At 63.9% G+C, this 15,891-nt stretch carries 11 protein-coding genes and 2 pseudogenes; 7 read left to right on the top strand and 6 right to left on the bottom strand.

Going from position 1 to position 15,891, the window contains the following annotated elements; genetic code table 11:
- The first annotated feature begins 224 nt into the window (after nucleotides 1-224).
- Nucleotides 225-1,265, top strand: a complete 1,041-nt coding sequence (locus AC4D2M_RS15070; protein WP_490892704.1) for a zinc-dependent alcohol dehydrogenase family protein — start codon at nucleotides 225-227, stop codon at nucleotides 1,263-1,265.
- Nucleotides 1,266-1,596: 331 nt separating this feature from the next.
- Nucleotides 1,597-1,857: pseudogene (locus tag AC4D2M_RS15065) on the top strand (aldehyde dehydrogenase family protein); the annotation flags it as partial.
- A 25-nt stretch (nucleotides 1,858-1,882) separates the two neighbouring features.
- Here AC4D2M_RS15065 and AC4D2M_RS15060 read toward each other — a convergent pair.
- Nucleotides 1,883-2,746, bottom strand: a complete 864-nt coding sequence (locus AC4D2M_RS15060; RefSeq protein WP_490892703.1) for a LysR family transcriptional regulator — start codon at nucleotides 2,744-2,746, stop codon at nucleotides 1,883-1,885.
- Nucleotides 2,747-2,832: 86 nt separating this feature from the next.
- Between AC4D2M_RS15060 and AC4D2M_RS15055 the strand changes: the two genes are divergently transcribed.
- Nucleotides 2,833-3,792, top strand: a complete 960-nt coding sequence (locus AC4D2M_RS15055) for an EamA family transporter (RefSeq protein WP_490892702.1) — start codon at nucleotides 2,833-2,835, stop codon at nucleotides 3,790-3,792.
- A 64-nt stretch (nucleotides 3,793-3,856) separates the two neighbouring features.
- Here the strand turns inward: AC4D2M_RS15055 and AC4D2M_RS15050 are convergent.
- From AC4D2M_RS15050 to AC4D2M_RS15030, 5 genes and pseudogenes are all read right to left on the bottom strand, one after another.
- A pseudogene (locus AC4D2M_RS15050) lies at nucleotides 3,857-5,110 on the bottom strand (ABC transporter ATP-binding protein); the annotation flags it as partial.
- Complete coding sequence (locus AC4D2M_RS15045; RefSeq protein WP_490892701.1) at nucleotides 5,107-5,997, bottom strand: ABC transporter permease; 891 nt, start codon at nucleotides 5,995-5,997, stop codon at nucleotides 5,107-5,109. The pseudogene AC4D2M_RS15050 and the gene AC4D2M_RS15045, both read right to left, overlap by 4 nt.
- Nucleotides 5,994-7,010, bottom strand: a complete 1,017-nt coding sequence (locus tag AC4D2M_RS15040; RefSeq protein ID WP_490892700.1) for an ABC transporter permease — start codon at nucleotides 7,008-7,010, stop codon at nucleotides 5,994-5,996. Before AC4D2M_RS15040 ends, AC4D2M_RS15045 begins: the two co-directional genes overlap by 4 nt.
- Nucleotides 7,011-7,012: 2 nt before the next feature.
- Nucleotides 7,013-8,593, bottom strand: a complete 1,581-nt coding sequence (locus AC4D2M_RS15035; RefSeq protein ID WP_490892699.1) for an ABC transporter substrate-binding protein — start codon at nucleotides 8,591-8,593, stop codon at nucleotides 7,013-7,015.
- Nucleotides 8,594-8,796: 203 nt separating this feature from the next.
- The gene (locus AC4D2M_RS15030; protein ID WP_490892698.1) at nucleotides 8,797-10,704 is read right to left on the bottom strand and encodes an FAD-binding monooxygenase; all 1,908 of its coding nucleotides are present in this window, start codon (nucleotides 10,702-10,704) and stop codon (nucleotides 8,797-8,799) included.
- Between the two features lie 298 nt (nucleotides 10,705-11,002).
- On the opposite strand from AC4D2M_RS15030, the gene AC4D2M_RS15025 reads away from it, so the two are divergent.
- Genes AC4D2M_RS15025 through hpaD form a run of 4 tightly spaced genes read left to right on the top strand, consistent with a single transcriptional unit; the run spans nucleotide 11,003 to nucleotide 15,889 of the window.
- Nucleotides 11,003-12,499 (top strand): fumarylacetoacetate hydrolase family protein, encoded by a 1,497-nt coding sequence (locus AC4D2M_RS15025; RefSeq protein WP_490892697.1) that lies wholly within the window; start codon nucleotides 11,003-11,005, stop codon nucleotides 12,497-12,499.
- Entirely contained in the window at nucleotides 12,492-13,199 is a 708-nt protein-coding gene (locus AC4D2M_RS15020; protein WP_490892696.1) for a GntR family transcriptional regulator, read from the top strand. Before AC4D2M_RS15025 ends, AC4D2M_RS15020 begins: the two co-directional genes overlap by 8 nt.
- A gap of 25 nt (nucleotides 13,200-13,224) precedes the next feature.
- A complete protein-coding gene (gene hpaE / locus AC4D2M_RS15015) occupies nucleotides 13,225-14,763 on the top strand; it encodes a 5-carboxymethyl-2-hydroxymuconate semialdehyde dehydrogenase (protein WP_490892695.1) in 1,539 nt (512 codons plus the stop codon).
- Nucleotides 14,764-14,797: 34 nt separating this feature from the next.
- Nucleotides 14,798-15,889 carry a 3,4-dihydroxyphenylacetate 2,3-dioxygenase gene (gene hpaD / locus AC4D2M_RS15010; protein ID WP_490892694.1) on the top strand — a complete coding sequence of 364 codons (1,092 nt, stop codon included), beginning with the start codon at nucleotides 14,798-14,800 and terminating at the stop codon, nucleotides 15,887-15,889.
- Nucleotides 15,890-15,891: the final 2 nt, after the last annotated feature.

Here is a 15,891-nt window from a genome sequence, read left to right as displayed (position 1 = left end):
TCCGACAGCTAAACTGGAGCGGTGGGCGCGTCCTTGGGTCGAATCGCGGGTCGAGTGGCCCTCACCGCGGGGGTGATCAGCGGCGTCTTCGCCCTGGCCTTTGGGATTCCCTTCCAACCAGAATCCCGGCACGAATGCGTCCTGGAGTGTCATCCCGCCCAAACCCACAAAAGCCCAGACTCACGGACATGGTCCGTAGCTTCGCAACAGCTTAGACTCCAGCAATGCGCGCAGTAGTTCTGGATCAGGTTCAGGGGACGCCAGAGGTCCGGGAATTACCCCAACCGACGGCGGCGCCGGGCGGCGTAGTGGTCAAGGTGATGGCGACGGGTTTATGCCGCAGCGATTGGCACGCCTGGGCCGGGCACGACGACATTGCCTTCCCCCACATACCCGGCCACGAACTCGCCGGCGTCGTCACGGAGGTGGGAGCCGACGTCGTGCGCTGGCAGACCGGTGACCGGGTGACCGTGCCCTTCGTGTGCGGCTGCGGTGAGTGTGAATGGTGCCTGGCCGGAAATGCGCAGGTCTGCCCGAATCAGCAGCAGCCCGGTTTCACGCACTGGGGATCGTTTGCCGAGTACGTCGCCCTGCACGCTGCCGACACCAATCTGGTGGCTATTCCTGAGGCGGTCGACTTCGCGACGGCGGCCAGCCTGGGCTGCCGGTTCGCCACCGCCTACCGAGCGCTGATCGGCCGCGCACAAGTCGTTCAGGGCGAGTGGGTGACCGTTGTCGGCGCCGGGGGTGTAGGACTGAGCGCTGTGATGATCGCCCACGCCATGGGCGCCCGGGTCATAGCCGTGGACCGGAACTCGGAAGCGCTGGCAGCGGCGGCACGGCTCGGTGCGGAACACACGCTACCGGCCGACGGCGCGACGGACATTCCTGCTGCCGTCATGGACATTACCGACGGCGGCAGTCACGTCGCCGTCGATGCGGTCGGCAGCGAGCAGACCTCTGCCGACGCGCTACTGAGCCTTCGGCGCCGGGGGCGGCATCTGCAGATTGGGCTGCTGCCGCCGGTCGATGGCCATCCTCGGATGCCGATGGACCGGGTGATTGCGTGGGAACTCGATGTACTGGGCAGCCACGGCATGGCGGCAGCAGACTACCCGGGAATGATGGCGCTCATCGAGCAGGGGTCTCTGCTGCCCGATCTGCTGATCGAGCGCACAATTGGACTCGCGGAGGCGGCTTCCCTGTTGCCAGGGTTCGACAGGGCCAAACCCGCCGGCATGACGATGATCGACCCTTCGCGCTGACGGTCGTCGTTCGGGTGGGCAGGGTTATGGCGGTGTGGACCTGGATGAGGACCATGAATAGCAGGCCGCTTATAAAAGGTGCAAAGACCTTCGCGCTGTATAAACTTTATAAACGGTTGCTACCTGTATAAAACTTATAAAGGATGTCATGGACACCGAGCTACCAAGGAACCCCTTCCGCCCCGCGTTCGGAGCGTCCCCACCGTCCTGGCCGGACGAACTGATGTGATCGAGGAATTCCAGATCGCTCTGGACGAAGGGCCCGGATCCCCAGGTCGAACCATGCTCATCAGCGGTCCTCGAGGCATGGGCAAAACCGTCGTCCTGAACCATCAAGTACTCCAGCGTGGATGAGGCGGTCGCGATGGCGAACGGATTGGACGTCGGTCTCGGCGCTTCCGTCTGGTCCTCGAACATAGAGTCGGCACTCAAGGTGGCTGCCCGCATTGAGGCCGGCACTGTCTGGACCAACAAGCACGGGACAGTTGACCCACGCGTCCCCTTCGGAGGAATGAAAACATCCGGTTACGGCCTTGAGTTCGGCGTCGAGGGCCTCAAGCACCTCGGAGCCCCCCAGGCAATCAGCTACTAGGTACGCGCCGTATGGCGTTGTGCCCTCATCCTTCGGGGTTGTACCCGTAGAGGGTTGCCATGAGAGCGACGATCTTCTCGCAGCCGGCAGGTGGATCCGACGCAACCCAGGCAGCGTAGACAAGCACCGGCGGCGCGTCCCTGATGGGTCGGTAGACGATCCCCGGGCGGCGGTATTGATGTGTCGTGGATGCAGCCGTGACCCCGCGGGCGCTGCCGGATCCGATGGCTGTGAGCCAGTCGTCGACGTCGTCAGTTTGAATGATCTTCGGCTGGGCGTCCTGCGGCCACAACGATAACCGGGTGCTGCCGGTGCGCAGGTCCACAGCGAGCGGCAGCGTCGCCGCCTGAGCGAGCGTGACACTTTTCCGCCGGGCGAGCGGGTCGCCACTGACCATGGCGCAATACCGTGCCTCTTCACCGACGACTGCATAACGCAGTGCCTTCGAATCCGGGCAGTAACGCAGAATGCCGAGGTCCGTCTTTCCTTCGGCCAGACCGGCGGTGGGCGTGTTCGTCTTGACCAGTTGCAGTGTCATGTTCGGGAAGGACGCGGGCCATCTGTGCTGGAATTCGGCTGTGTGCTGGCCCAATGCGGACCAGGGATAACCGATTCGCACCACCCGGCTCCCCGTGAGAATTTCCTCCTGAAGGTCATCCACGGCGTCAAGCGCCCGGCGAGCATGCCTCACCGCAAGTTCTCCCGCAGCAGTGAGGTCTACCCATCTGGTGGTGCGCTGTAGAAGCCGGACCCCGAGAGCTGCCTCCAACGCTGCGACATTCCGCGTCACTGTTGTTTGTGAGATGCCAAGGTCGATCGCAGCGTCCGTAAAGCTGCCGGCTTCAATCACAGCCAGGAAGGATCGCAACTGGCGCAGCTCGATGTTCATGACAGCAGTCTATTGATGCAGTTCACGCATCAATAGAGCGTGAAGTGAATTGTGAGCATAGCCGGAGGGTGGCCCACGATTTCTCCATGAACATGCAGTCCGGCAAGGGCAGAGCCGCAGGGATCACCACGCTCGCGGGCAGCGCCGCATCGAACCAACTCGGTGCCGCCACCGGATCGCTAGCATTCCCCGTCCTCGGATCTGTCGGCGTTGTCGCTATACGCCAGCTCATTGCGGCCGCCGTTCTGCTCCCGCTTGTCCGGCCCCGCATCCGGGAACTCACCCGGGCACAATGGTGGCCGATCATCCTCCTCGCCATTGTCTTTGGAACGATGAATCTTGGGCTCTACTCGGCCGTGGAACGTATCGGCTTGGGACTCGCCGTGACGCTGGAGTTTCTGGGCCCCCTTGCAGTCGCGATCTTCACGCGCCGCAGCAGGAGGAGTGCGGCCTGCGGCGCTATCGCTGCGGCCGGCGTCGTCGCGATCGCCCAACCGGAAGCGACTTCCGATTACGTCGGCATCGGCTATGCACTGCTCGCGGCGTTGTCGTGGGCTGCTTACATCCTGCTCAACCGGACGGTGGGAACGCGTGTGCCCGGCGTCGAAGGAACAGCCGTCGCCGCCGGGCTGTCTGCGCTGGCCTTTGCTCCCATCGCCTGCCTCATCATTCTGGAGGCCCGGCCCAGTGCCACCGTTCTGCTCTATGCGGTTGCCGCCGGAATCCTTTCCTCGATCGTTCCCTATGTTGCGGATCTCCTGGCACTCCGGCGTATCCCCGCAAGCCTCTTCGGGATTCTTATGAGCATTAACCCCGTATTCGCGGCAATCATCGGAGTAGTCGCCCTGAAGCAGCTGCTGAACCCCACTGAGGTGTTGGGAATTGCGCTCATAGTCATCGCGAACCTCGCCGCCGTCAGCGAACGCTCGCCGGCACGACCGAGGCGGCGTCACCGGCGTTCCCCAGCGACAGACGGCGGTCCGTCACCGCGGTGGCGAGACCGACGTCGTGTGTCACCAGAACAAGCGCCGAGTCCTGCTCAGTGACCTGATCCATGAGACAGTCCATTGTTTCCTGCTGGGTGAGCAGATCGAGACGTGAGGTGGGTTCGTCCGCAAAGATCACCTTCGGCTCCAGGAGCATGGCGCGGATGATCGCGAGCCGTTGAAGCTCCCCGCCGGACACCTCACCCGGACGTCGGACCAGCAACGAGGAGTCCAGCCGCAGGTGATCCATCAGCACACTGACCCGGTTCGGTCCGACCCGATGACGATGGATTACATCGCGAAGACCCGCCCGGATCGGCACGCGAGCAGGGAAGGCAACAGTCGGATCCTGGTAGAGCTTCTGCAACTGGCCATTGGTCAGACCGTCATGGTGGCGCACTTCTCCGGCGTCAGGGCGCACAAGTTTCAGAAGGATCCCGCCCAGCGTGGTCTTGCCGCAGCCACTCGGACCGGTGAGCGACAGCCGCTCCCCCGAGCCGATGCTCACGTTCAATCCAGTGAAGAGTTGACTGCCCCCGTACGCCTTGCTCAGTCCACTGGCTTCGATGAGCGGTGTTACGCGCGCACTATTCGTGTCCGGTGTGCGCCACGACGGATCCCATCGGCTCGGCTCCGCAGCAAGCAACCGTCGCGTCCACGGATGCGTGGGGGCAGCAAGCACGCGCTCGGCGGGGTCCTGTTCGACGATGCTTGCCCGCTGCATGACCAGCAGATCTCCACCCAAAGCCCTCGCCAGGTCCAGGTCATGTGTGATCGTCAGAAGCGATCCACCCTGTTCGACATGCTGCGCGAGCAACCTCGCCAGGGAGTCCCGCGCAACCGAATCCAACCCTTTTGACGGCTCGTCCGCGATGAGAACCTGCGCCCCGCCGATCGTTGCTGCCGCGAATGCCACCCGTTGCGCCATTCCTCCGGAAAGCGTGTGCGGGTAGGTATGGTGCACTCCGTGAAGGCCCAGTCCAGCAAGGTGACCGCTCGCCTGTTGCAACGCGTTCAGGCGTCCCCGCCGCCCTCGGAAGAAGCTTGGATGGCCTTCTGCTACCTGCTGGGCAACTCGCATGGTGGGATCCAGAGCCAGCACAGGCTCCTGCGGAAGCAAGGCCAGCCGGTGACCCCAAAGTTTGCGCCTGGCGCCGGCGTCGGACAGGGAAGAACGGTCCGCGCCAAACAGGATCTCTCCCTCGGCCCGCAGGCTCCGGGGAAGGCTACCCATCAGTGCATGGGCAAGGAGGGACTTGCCGCTCCCGCTTTCGCCGACGATCGTCACCGCCCGGCCGGGTTCAAGGTTGAGTCGGGGCACATCGACGAGGGTGCGGCCTTCATGTGTGACCCGGACGTCGAGCAGTTCGATGGTCATCGGTGACCCTCCTGGTAGCGCAGCCCAAGCAGTCCTACGAGCAGGAGGAGCAGCACCGCGACGGGCGCCATCACCATCCAGGGTGCCTCGTAGTAGTAGGGCAGGGATTCGGTGATAAGGAGTCCCAGCTCAGCGGTGGGGGGCTTGAGCCCTACCCCGACGTAGCTGAGAGTGGACATGGCGAGCACCGCCGAGGCCATGCCGAGCGAGCCCATGGTCAGCAGCACCGGCGCCAACTCCGGCCACAGGTGACGCCGCAGCACGTGCAGCGGACCCAACCGCAACAGGTTCGCCGCTTCGACCGCGGAGCTGGTCAGCACGCTGACCGACCGGGCGCGGACAACCCTGAAATATTCCACCCACTGGGCAAGCGCGATCCCGACATAAATCGTCCACATCTCCCCGGAAGCAAGAGCTGTGAAAATCAGAACAATCAGCAGGGCGGGTATGGCAAGGAAGACCTCGGAGACTCCGAGCAGCACCTGATCCACCCACCCGCGGCGCCAGGCGGCCAGCAAGCCGAGAGCGACGCCGGAAGCAGCGGCGGTGACCACACAAAGTATGGCCAGGCCGAGCGACAGGCGGGTGGCGTGGGCCAGTCGTGCGATGACGCTGCGCCCGAGGTGATCATGGCCGAACGGCTCTGTCAGCGAAGGAGGCTGGAGGAATTGGCTCAGGTCCTGGCCTGCGTATTGGCGCCAGACGAGCGGGCCAATGAGAGCGAAAACCACAAGGGCGGCCAGCAGGCCTGCGGATGCAAGGCGTGCCCAGGTGGTGCGCCTGGCCGCTCGTCCGGTCATTCCCCACAACTGCGTTGGCCGGGAACCCGCAATCGCTACCGGGCTCTCCGCGTTCGCGCTATCGATTTTCGGAGGTGTGGCGCTCATGAGGCTTCCCTGGTACGCGGGTCAAGTGCAAGAACGGCCAGGTCCACTATGGTCGAAACGACGACGACGATCAGGGCAAGCGCCAGGACGGTAGCCTGCATGGCCGGGATGTCACGCCAGAACACCGCATGCACGAGGGCGTGACCGAGCCCCGGCCAGGCGAAAAGGCTTTCTACCACCACCACTCCCTCGACGAGGATCAGTACCTGGACGCCGATGTAGGCCACCAGCGTTACACCGGCGTTGCGCAACACATGGCGGACCAGCACAACGTGGCCCGCGAGCCCTTTGGTCCTCGCGAAATGCACGTGTTCGGACTCCAGGATTTGCGCCACGGTGTCCCTGGTTACGCGTGCGAACAACCCGGAAAGACCGACTGCCAGGGTCAGCGCGGGAAGCACGATGTTTCCCCGCTCCCCGTGCCCGAACGCCGGCACCCAACCAAGCTGGACGGAGAAGACAATGATCAGGACAAGTCCCAACACGAACGGCGGCAGGGCCCTGACCAGCGCTACCCAAGCGTCGGTGAGTCGATCGATCACACCGCCGCGGCTCCGGGCGGCCAGCAGGCCGATGGTCGTCCCGAGGGTAATCGAGAGCATGAGCGCCACCGCGGCCAATTGCAGGGTTGCGGATAAGTGGTGGGTCAGCTCCTCAGTGACTGAGGCGCCGGTGACCAGGGAGGTGCCGAAGTCCAGGCGAAGAGCGTCGAGGATCCACCCGCCGAGCTGCTGCCAGGCCGGGGCATCAAGACCGACGTCGGCGCGGACTTCCGCGGCGGCTGCGGCATCCACCTTGTCGTATCCGTAGCGGCCGGCGGCAATGCGAAAGGCAATGTCGCCGGGCAAGTGCTGGACGATGACAAAGCAGGTGAGAGTCACTGCGAGCGCGACGCCGAGTGCCTGGGCGGCGCGGCGGACAAGGATCCTGCCAACGGCTCCTGCCAGGCTGTGTTCGCGGTCAGTTCGCCCGGGCGGAACATGTTTCACCGAAGGGGCTGAAAGGGTGCTCATGGCTAGTCCTGGATGGAGGCGTCGGCCAGGTTCCAGTTGCGCTCGAGTGGATCGAGGACGAAACCTTCAACGGCTTCGTTGACGATCACGCTCTGGCGGTACCAGGACACAGGTATGACGGGCAGCTGCTCCTGCAAAGTGCTCGCGATCTGCTCGCGGGCGGTCTCTGCCTCAGTATCCGTGTGCTCCGTGTCGGTGACCACCTGGTCCAGGGCCTTGAGCATGTCTGGATCGCTCCAGTTCATTGAACCCCAGTCGCCGCCTTCAGCCGGGTAGTCCTTTAGGAGCGTCACAATCGGATCCGGGACCAGTGCAAAGTTGCGGGTGAAGAGCGCCATTTCCAGTGTGTTGTTGGCGTGGCCGGCTGGAATCTCGCTCGAATTGTCTACCCGCACCCCAACGTCAACGCCCACCTCCAGCAGTGCTGCCTGGATAGCGGCTGCCATTGTCGGCAGCTCCGGACGGTCAGGGAACGTCAGCAGTTCCACCCGCAAGGGCTGCCCGTCCTTCTCGCGCACGCCGCCGGCGCCCATCACCCAGCCGGACTCGTCGAGTAACGCGGCTGCCCGCTCAGGGTCATACGTCAACGGGTCCAGCCCCTCGTTGTGCCACGACGCAAGGGCAGGAGGGAACATCTGGGTGGCGCTGATCTCGGGATCCCGCAGTACGGCTGTAGCCATCGCCGAGCGGTCCAGAGCCATCGACAGGGCCTGCCGCACGCGCTGATCCGAAAGGGCTGGGTGCTCGGCGTTGAGCTTGAGCACTATGGTGCGCGGAAGCAGCGCAGACTCCACGTGCAACCCCGACTTACCTTCGACCCGCTGCAGGCTGGTCGGATCCATCCCGAAGGTAAGGTCGGCCTGTCCGCTCTCGGCCATCAGGGCGCGGTTTTCTGCCCGTCCGACGGTCTCGTAAATCACGCGGTCCACCGCCGGAGCTTGCCCGTCATAGTCCTCGAAGGCTTCCAGCTCAATTCTCGACGGTGGTGCCACCTCGACCACCTGGTACGGCCCGGAACCAACGACTTCGGAAACCGTTCCGTCCTCGGCGTAGGAAGAGGACGCCAAAATCTGTGTGCTTGTCGCTGCCAGAACCGCCGGCAGCGGCGCGAACGGTTCGGACAGTGCAATGACGACGGCGCCCTCCTGCGCGCGTACCCCGGTTATCGGAGCAACGGCGATGGTGTTCGCCTCGGAGGTACGTGCTGCCTCCAAAGCGGCGACTACGGCTTCGGCGTCTACTGGTGTGTTGTCATGGAATACAGCGCCCTCACGCAGGGTGAATATCCACTCCAGCCCGTCCTCGGATGCACTCCACTCAGACGCAAGTCCGGGCCGCAACTGCCCCGATTCATCCGCATCCACGAGCGTCTCGGCGACCTGCAGGCGCGTGAAGATTCCCTCGGCGGTGGTGGGGTCGAGGCCGTGGACCTCATATGGGCCGATCACGTCGAGCACCCCGTCTCCACCTCCGGCATCGGGGGCGCTGACTGACGCCGGGTTACTACTGGCACAACCGGTGAGCGTAGCCGCGACGATGGCCGCCATAGCGGTAGTGGAGAGCATGAAAGAGCGTAGGGGCATGGCGCAGTCCTTGAATCAGCGGAAGTGGTTGGCCGTAAGGGCACCAGGAAGACTATAGGTAATGATAATCGTTTTCAATTAGACACCAGAACGATTCAGCGCCGTAACCGGTCCCGGCATACGGCCCTCGAGAGGCCTGCAGCGTCCCAAGAAAACGAAAAAGTGGCCGGGGAACCCTCGTTCCCCGGCCACCTGGTGAACCGCTATACCTGGTTGCTGACCAGCCCGTGCCCTGTCCGCATCCCCGCGAAGAAGGCGCCGAGTTCTGACGTGGCCGTCAGCGGCAACACGTTGGCCACGTACTGGTCCGGACGGACGACGACGACGACGCCTCCCCGGTCCAGACCACGAGCTTCGAAGATGTCCGCTTCCGGATCAGCGCCAAAGACCTTCTCCAGATAGTTGAGCCTGAACGGCCCAACTTCGGGCTTGAAGACCGCGGGCACGGCATTGATATCGATGGTGTGGTGATCCTGCTGGTAGATCACCTTGACGTCGAACCAGGCGTCGATATCCGCACCGTCGGGCGTTGCGGCCAGCGGTGACTCGGCCGAGTTCGTCAGCCAATCAGCGAAGTTGGTGACCTTCGACGGGTTGCCCGGTAGCGGCTCATCCGCAAAGACGTAGATCCGCCAGCGTCCGTCCGCCGTCGCGTGGTGGCCGAGGTGAAGCGGATTGGTGTCGCAGACCCGGACGACGGGCGCCGACTTGAAGCGCTTCCCAACCGGGAAACCGGTGGCAAGCTCCTGGTGCGTCGCCTCCCCCACGATCATTGACGGGGAGTACTGCGTCATGAACCCCGCGGGAAACTCCATGGTGCGGACGTAGAAGTTCTCGAGTTCCGTGGGGTCTTCGAACTCTTCGGGCTTCTTCGCCATGAGTGATGACCACTGCTTATCGAAATCGATCAGGTTCTTCGCAACCACCTGACGTTCAGCGGAGTACGTGGACAGCAGACTCTTCGGGCTGCGGCCCTCCAAAACATGGCCGAGCTTCCAGGCGATATTGAAACCGTCCTGCATGGAGACGTTCATCCCCTGGCCGGCCTTCGCACTGTGCGTATGGCACGCGTCACCGGTAATGAAGACGCGCGGGGTGCGGGTTCCCAGCTCTTCCGGACGGACGTCGTCGAACCGGTCAGTGAGGCGGTGGCCAACCTCATACACGCTGTGCCATGCAACGTTGCGCACGTCAAGCGTGTACGGGGAAAGGATCGCGTTGGCCTTCTCGATGATCTCGTCGATGGTAGTGCTGCGGATATCACCCTTGGTGTGCGCCTCGACTTCACCGAGGTCCACGTACATGCGGAACAGGTGGCCGCCCTCGCGCGGGATGAGCAGGATGCTTCCGCCCTCACCGGACTGGATGGCGCACTTCAGCCGGATATCGGGGAAGTCCGTGACAGCGAGGACATCCATGACCCCCCACGCATGGTTGGCCGCATCACCGGCCAGCGTGCACCCGATCGCCTTACGGACCTTGCTGCGGGCTCCGTCCCCGCCGACCACGTACTTGGCGCGAACCGTCCGTTCCTGGCCCTCGCGCGGCCCGGCCGTGTGGAGCAGCGTGACGCTGACGGGATACTCCCCCTCGTCGGAAACCTCGAGACTCTGGAATTCCAGCCCGTAATCCGGCTTCATCCGCGTAGGGGCATTCGCCATGAACTCGGCGAAGTAGTCAAGGACACGCGCCTGGTTCACGATGAGGTGCGGGAACTCGCTGATCCCGGTGGGGTCATCGAGCGGCCGGGCGGTCCGGATGATGCGGGATGGGTCAGCGGGATCCGGCTTCCAGAAGGCCATTTCTGTGATCCGGTATGCCTCGGCAATGATGCGCTCGGCGAACCCGAATGCCTGGAAGGTCTCAACGCTTCGCGCCTGGATGCCGTCCGCCTGACCGATGGCGAGCCGCACAGGTCGGCGCTCCACGATGCGGGTGGTGATATTCGGAAATTGGGACAACTGCGCGGCGGCGAGCATGCCCGCAGGGCCACTGCCCACAATCAGAACGTCGACCTCGTCGGGCAGCTCTTCGGGCCTGTCGACACCGACGCCGGCAGCAGCCTGGATTCGCGGGTCACCGGATACGTAGCCGTGATGGTGAAACTGCACGGGCTTTCCTCACTCACATCTTTATGGAACTTTTCGGGTCGACCATCTTTGTGGAACTTTTCGGGTCGACCATCTTTGTGGAACTTTTCGGGTCGACCGCCTCTTCGGCTGTTCGTTATCTGAACAGGTAATTCAATAATCGAATGGCGGTGTCAAAACTGTACGACGGATATGATGCGCAACACAACACTTTCTGCTTTGCCAGAAAGGGGTTGACGTGCTTCGCGTCACAAGCCATACTCATCGTATACGATTTCGTACATCAGTAAAACGAGTTCATCGCTGAGGAGAGAACCGCATGACCATGGAGTCCCAGACCCGGACAGCGAGTGCAGAATTGCTTGCCCGCACCCGCAAGGTCATCGCCGTCCACATCAACTACCCGAGCCGCGCCGCCCAGCGGGGCCGATCGCCGCAGCAGCCGTCCTACTTCCTCAAGCCGCCGTCGTCGCTCGCCTTGGGATCAATTGACGCACCGGGCACCATCGAGCGTCCCCTCGGATGTGAGCTGCTTGGGTATGAGGGCGAAATCGCGCTTATCATGGGCAAGCCTGCACGGCGGGTGAGCCTGGAAGACGCCTGGGGCCATGTCGCCTGGGTTACCGCCAGCAATGACCTCGGGATTTATGATCTGCGCTACGCGGACAAGGGCTCAAACGTCCGATCCAAGGGAGGGGACGGCTTCACGCCGGTCGGGCCGGAGCTGATCCCGGCCGGGGACGTCGATCCCGCGGCGATGCGGGTACAGACCTGGCACAACGGTGAACTCGTGCAGGACGACACCACTGAAGAACTCCTCTTCCCGTTTGCGCAGCTCGTCGCTGACCTGTCTCAGCTCCTCACCCTCGAGGAAGGCGACATGATTCTCACCGGCACGCCAGCGGGCGCGTCCGTGGCCAAGCCGGGCGACGTCGTCGAAATCGAAGTCACCGCCGGCAGTTACAGCAGCGGCAAGCTCACCACCCGCGTGTTGGAGGGAACGACGCCGTTCGCTGACTTCGGCGCGCAGCCCAAGACCGACGACTCCCAGCGCGAAGAAGCCTACGGATCCCGTGAGGCCGCCGGCCTGGAGCCCGCCACGCAGGCACTGTCACCGGAGCTGAAGAAGAAACTGGAGAGCGTCGCCACCGCCACCCTCTCCTCCCAACTGCGCAAGCGGGGGCTGAACAACGTCAGCATCGACGGCCTGCAGGCTACCCGCCCGGACCGCCGCGTGGTCGGCCTGGCACGCACCCTGCGTTACGTCCCCAATCGGGAAGACCTCTTCAAGACCCACGGCGGCGGATTCAACGCCCAGAAGCGCGCCATTGATTCAGTGAACGACGGCGAAATCCTCGTCATGGAGGCACGCGGCGAGAAGGGCACAGGAACAGTGGGCGACATCCTCGCCATGCGCGCCCAGGTACGGGGAGCGGCCGCGATCATCACCGACGGCGGCGTCCGCGACTACTCGGCCGTCGCTGACCTCGACATGCCCACCTACTTCGCCAACCCCCATCCCGCGGTGCTCGGCCGCCGCCACGTCCCGTGGGACACCGACATCACCATCGCGTGCGGCGGAACCACCGTCCAGCCCGGCGACATCATCGTGGCCGACTCCGACGGCATCCTGGTGATCCCGCCCGCCATCGCCGAGGAACTCGTGGAGGACTGCATCCAGCAGGAGAAGGAGGAGACCTTCATCTTCGAAATGGTCAAGCAGGGCAACAGCGTTGACGGGCTCTACCCGATGAACGCGGACTGGAAGGCGAAGTACCAGGAGTGGGCTTCGGCGGAAGGAGCAGCCGGTGAGTGAAACCGCCGTCGCACGTTCCGCCGTCGTGCAGGAAGCCGGCGAGACCAAGGCGGGCAGCAAGTCAGAGCAGGCCTATACCTCTATCAAAGCGCGCATTGTGGAGGGGACCTTCTCCCCCGGCTACCGTCTGGTGCTCGCGAAAATCGCCGAAGACCTCGGCTTCAGCGTGGTGCCCGTACGCGAAGCGATCCGGCGTCTGGAAGCCGAAGGGCTCGTGAAGTTCGAGCGCAACGTCGGCGCCACAGTCTCCGGGATCGACCCGACGGAGTACCTCTACACGATGCAAACGCTCAGCATCGTGGAGGGAGCGGCCACCGCACTGTCAGCACCGCTGATCGACTCCACGGCCATTGCCCGCGCCCGAGCCGTGAACGAGGAGATGCGGGACTGCCTCGAGCACTTCGACCCGGTCCGCTTCACCTCGCTCAACCAGGACTTCCACAACGTCCTCTTCGAGCAGTGTCCCAATCCGCACATCCTCGATTTGGTCCACCGCGGCTGGAACCGGCTGGCATCGCTGCGGTCCTCAACCTTCCGGTTTGTCCCCGGCCGCGCCCATGAATCCGTGCGCGAACACGAAGCCCTGCTTCAGCTCATCGAATCCAATGCCGACGCCGACACCATCGAGCGCGCCGCCCGGCAGCACCGCGCCGCCACCCTCGACGCTTACCTCGCGCAAGCGCCCGCCACCACTGAATAAATCCCAGCAGTCAGGAAGAGAAACAATGACGTCCACCGTCCCTGAAACCAGCCACTACGTGCCCAAGGACCTGCCCACGCACATCCAGCACTACATCAACGGGAAGTTCGTCGACTCCGTCGGCGGCAAGACCTTCGATGTTCTGGACCCGGTGTCCAACAAGAACTACGCCACCGCGGCAGCAGGCCAGAAGGAAGACATCGATCTCGCAGTCGCCGCCGCGCGCGAAGCCTTCACCAACGGTCCGTGGCCGAAGATGAAGCCCCGCGAGCGCGCCCGCGTCCTGAACAGGATCGCCGACGCCGTCGAGGCCCAGGAATCCCGGCTCGCCGAACTCGAAACCTTCGACACCGGCCTGCCCATTACCCAGGCCAAGGGCCAGGCCCTGCGCGCGGCGGAGAACTTCCGCTTCTTCGCGGATTTGATCGTCGCCCAGTTCGACGACGCCATGAAGGTCCCCGGCTCACAGATCAACTACGTGAACCGGAAGCCGATCGGCGTGGCCGGGCTGATCACGCCGTGGAACACCCCCTTCATGCTCGAATCGTGGAAGCTCGCCCCCGCGCTGGCGACGGGCAACACGGTGGTCCTCAAGCCCGCCGAATTCACCCCGCTTTCGGCGTCCCTGTGGGCGCAGATCTTCAAGGACGCAGGGCTCCCCGACGGCGTCTTCAACCTGGTCAACGGCCTCGGCGAGGAAGCAGGCGACGCCCTGGTGAAGCACCCGGACGTTCCGCTGATCTCGTTTACCGGCGAGACCACTACCGGCCAGACGATCTTCCGCAATGCAGCCGCCAACCTCAAGGGCCTCTCGATGGAACTCGGCGGGAAGTCACCCTGCGTGGTGTTCGCCGATGCGGACCTCGACGCAGCGATTGACTCCGCGCTCTTCGGCGTCTTCTCCCTCAACGGCGAGCGCTGCACCGCGGGTTCACGCATCCTCGTGGAGCGGGCCGTGTACAACGAGTTCTGCGAAAAATACGCCGCCCGCGCGAAGACCATCGTCGTCGGCGATCCCCACGACCCGAAGACCCAGGTCGGCGCACTGGTCCACCCCGAGCACTACGAGAAGGTTGCCTCCTACGTGGAGATCGGCAAGTCCGAGGGCCGGCTCCTTGCCGGCGGCGGCCGCCCCGAGCACCTCCCGGAGGGCAACTACATCGCGCCGACTGTTTTTGCCGACGTCGCGCCTGAGGCGCGGATTTTCCAGGAGGAGATCTTCGGTCCCGTTGTCGCGATCACCCCGTTTGAGAACGACGACGAAGCGTTGGCCCTGGCGAACAACACCAGGTACGGCCTGGCGGCTTACATCTGGACGCAGAACCTGACCCGCGCGCACAACTTCGCGCAGAACGTCGAAGCCGGCATGGTGTGGCTCAACAGCCACAACGTCCGGGACCTCCGTACCCCGTTCGGTGGAGTGAAGGCCTCCGGCCTGGGCCATGAGGGCGGTTACCGCTCCATCGACTTCTACACCGACCAGCAGGCCGTGCACATCACGCTCGGCCCTGTTCATACCCCGAAGTTCGGCAGCGTGGAAGACTCCGCTGCCAACGAGGGCTAAAACACCTTTTCCTGCTCAAAGAAGAGAGAACATCATGACCAACTTCGTACCTACCCCTTCACTCCCGGCTCCGGACATTGTCCGCTGCGCCTACATGGAGATTGTGGTCACCGACCTCGCCAAGTCGCGTGAGTTCTACGTCGACGTCCTCGGCCTGCACGTCACCGAGGAAGACGAGAACAACATTTACCTGCGACCCCTTGAGGAGTTCATCCACCACAACCTGGTGCTGCGCAAGGGACCGGTCGCCGCCGTGGCGGCCTTCGCGTACCGGGTGAAGTCTCCCGCCGAGGTGGACGCCGCCGAGGCCTACTACAAGGAACTGGGCTGCCGCACCGAGCGCCGCAAGGAAGGTTTCACCAAGGGCATCGGCGATTCCGTCCGCGTCGAGGACCCGCTGGGCTTCCCCTACGAGTTCTTCTACGAGGTGGAGCACGTCGAGCGCCTCACCCAGCGCTACGACCTCTACTCCGCCGGCGAGCTGGTGCGCCTGGACCACTTCAACCAGGTCACCCCGGACGTGCCCCGCGGCCGGAAGTACCTCGAGGACCTGGGCTTCCGGGTTTCCGAGGACATCCAGGATTCCGACGGCGTCACCTACGCTGCGTGGATGCACCGCAAGCAGACCGTGCATGACACCGCACTGACCGGCGGTAACGGCCCGCGCATGCACCACGTCGCGTTCGCCACCCATGAGAAGCACAACATCATCCAGATCTGCGACAAGATGGGCGCGCTGCGCATCAGTGACCGCATTGAGCGCGGCCCGGGACGTCACGGGGTGTCCAACGCGTTCTACCTGTACATCCTGGACCCGGATGGTCACCGCATCGAAATCTACACGCAGGACTACTACACCGGCGATCCGGACAACCCCACCATCACCTGGGACGTTCACGACAACCAGCGCCGCGACTGGTGGGGCAACCCGGTTGTGCCGTCCTGGTACACCGAGGCATCCCTGGTCCTGGACCTCGACGGCAACCCGCAGCCGGTCATCGAGCGTGAGGAGAAGAGCGAGATGGCCGTCACGGTCGGTGCTGACGGCTTCTCCTACACCCGGAAGCAGGACGACGACGGCGCAAACGGCGAGCAGCACGGTTTCAAGCTGGGAGCGCAGCTGTAGTC

This window comes from Arthrobacter sp. TJ-270 (assembly GCF_058269075.1).
This window is presented reverse-complemented; position numbering and strand designations above follow the sequence as displayed.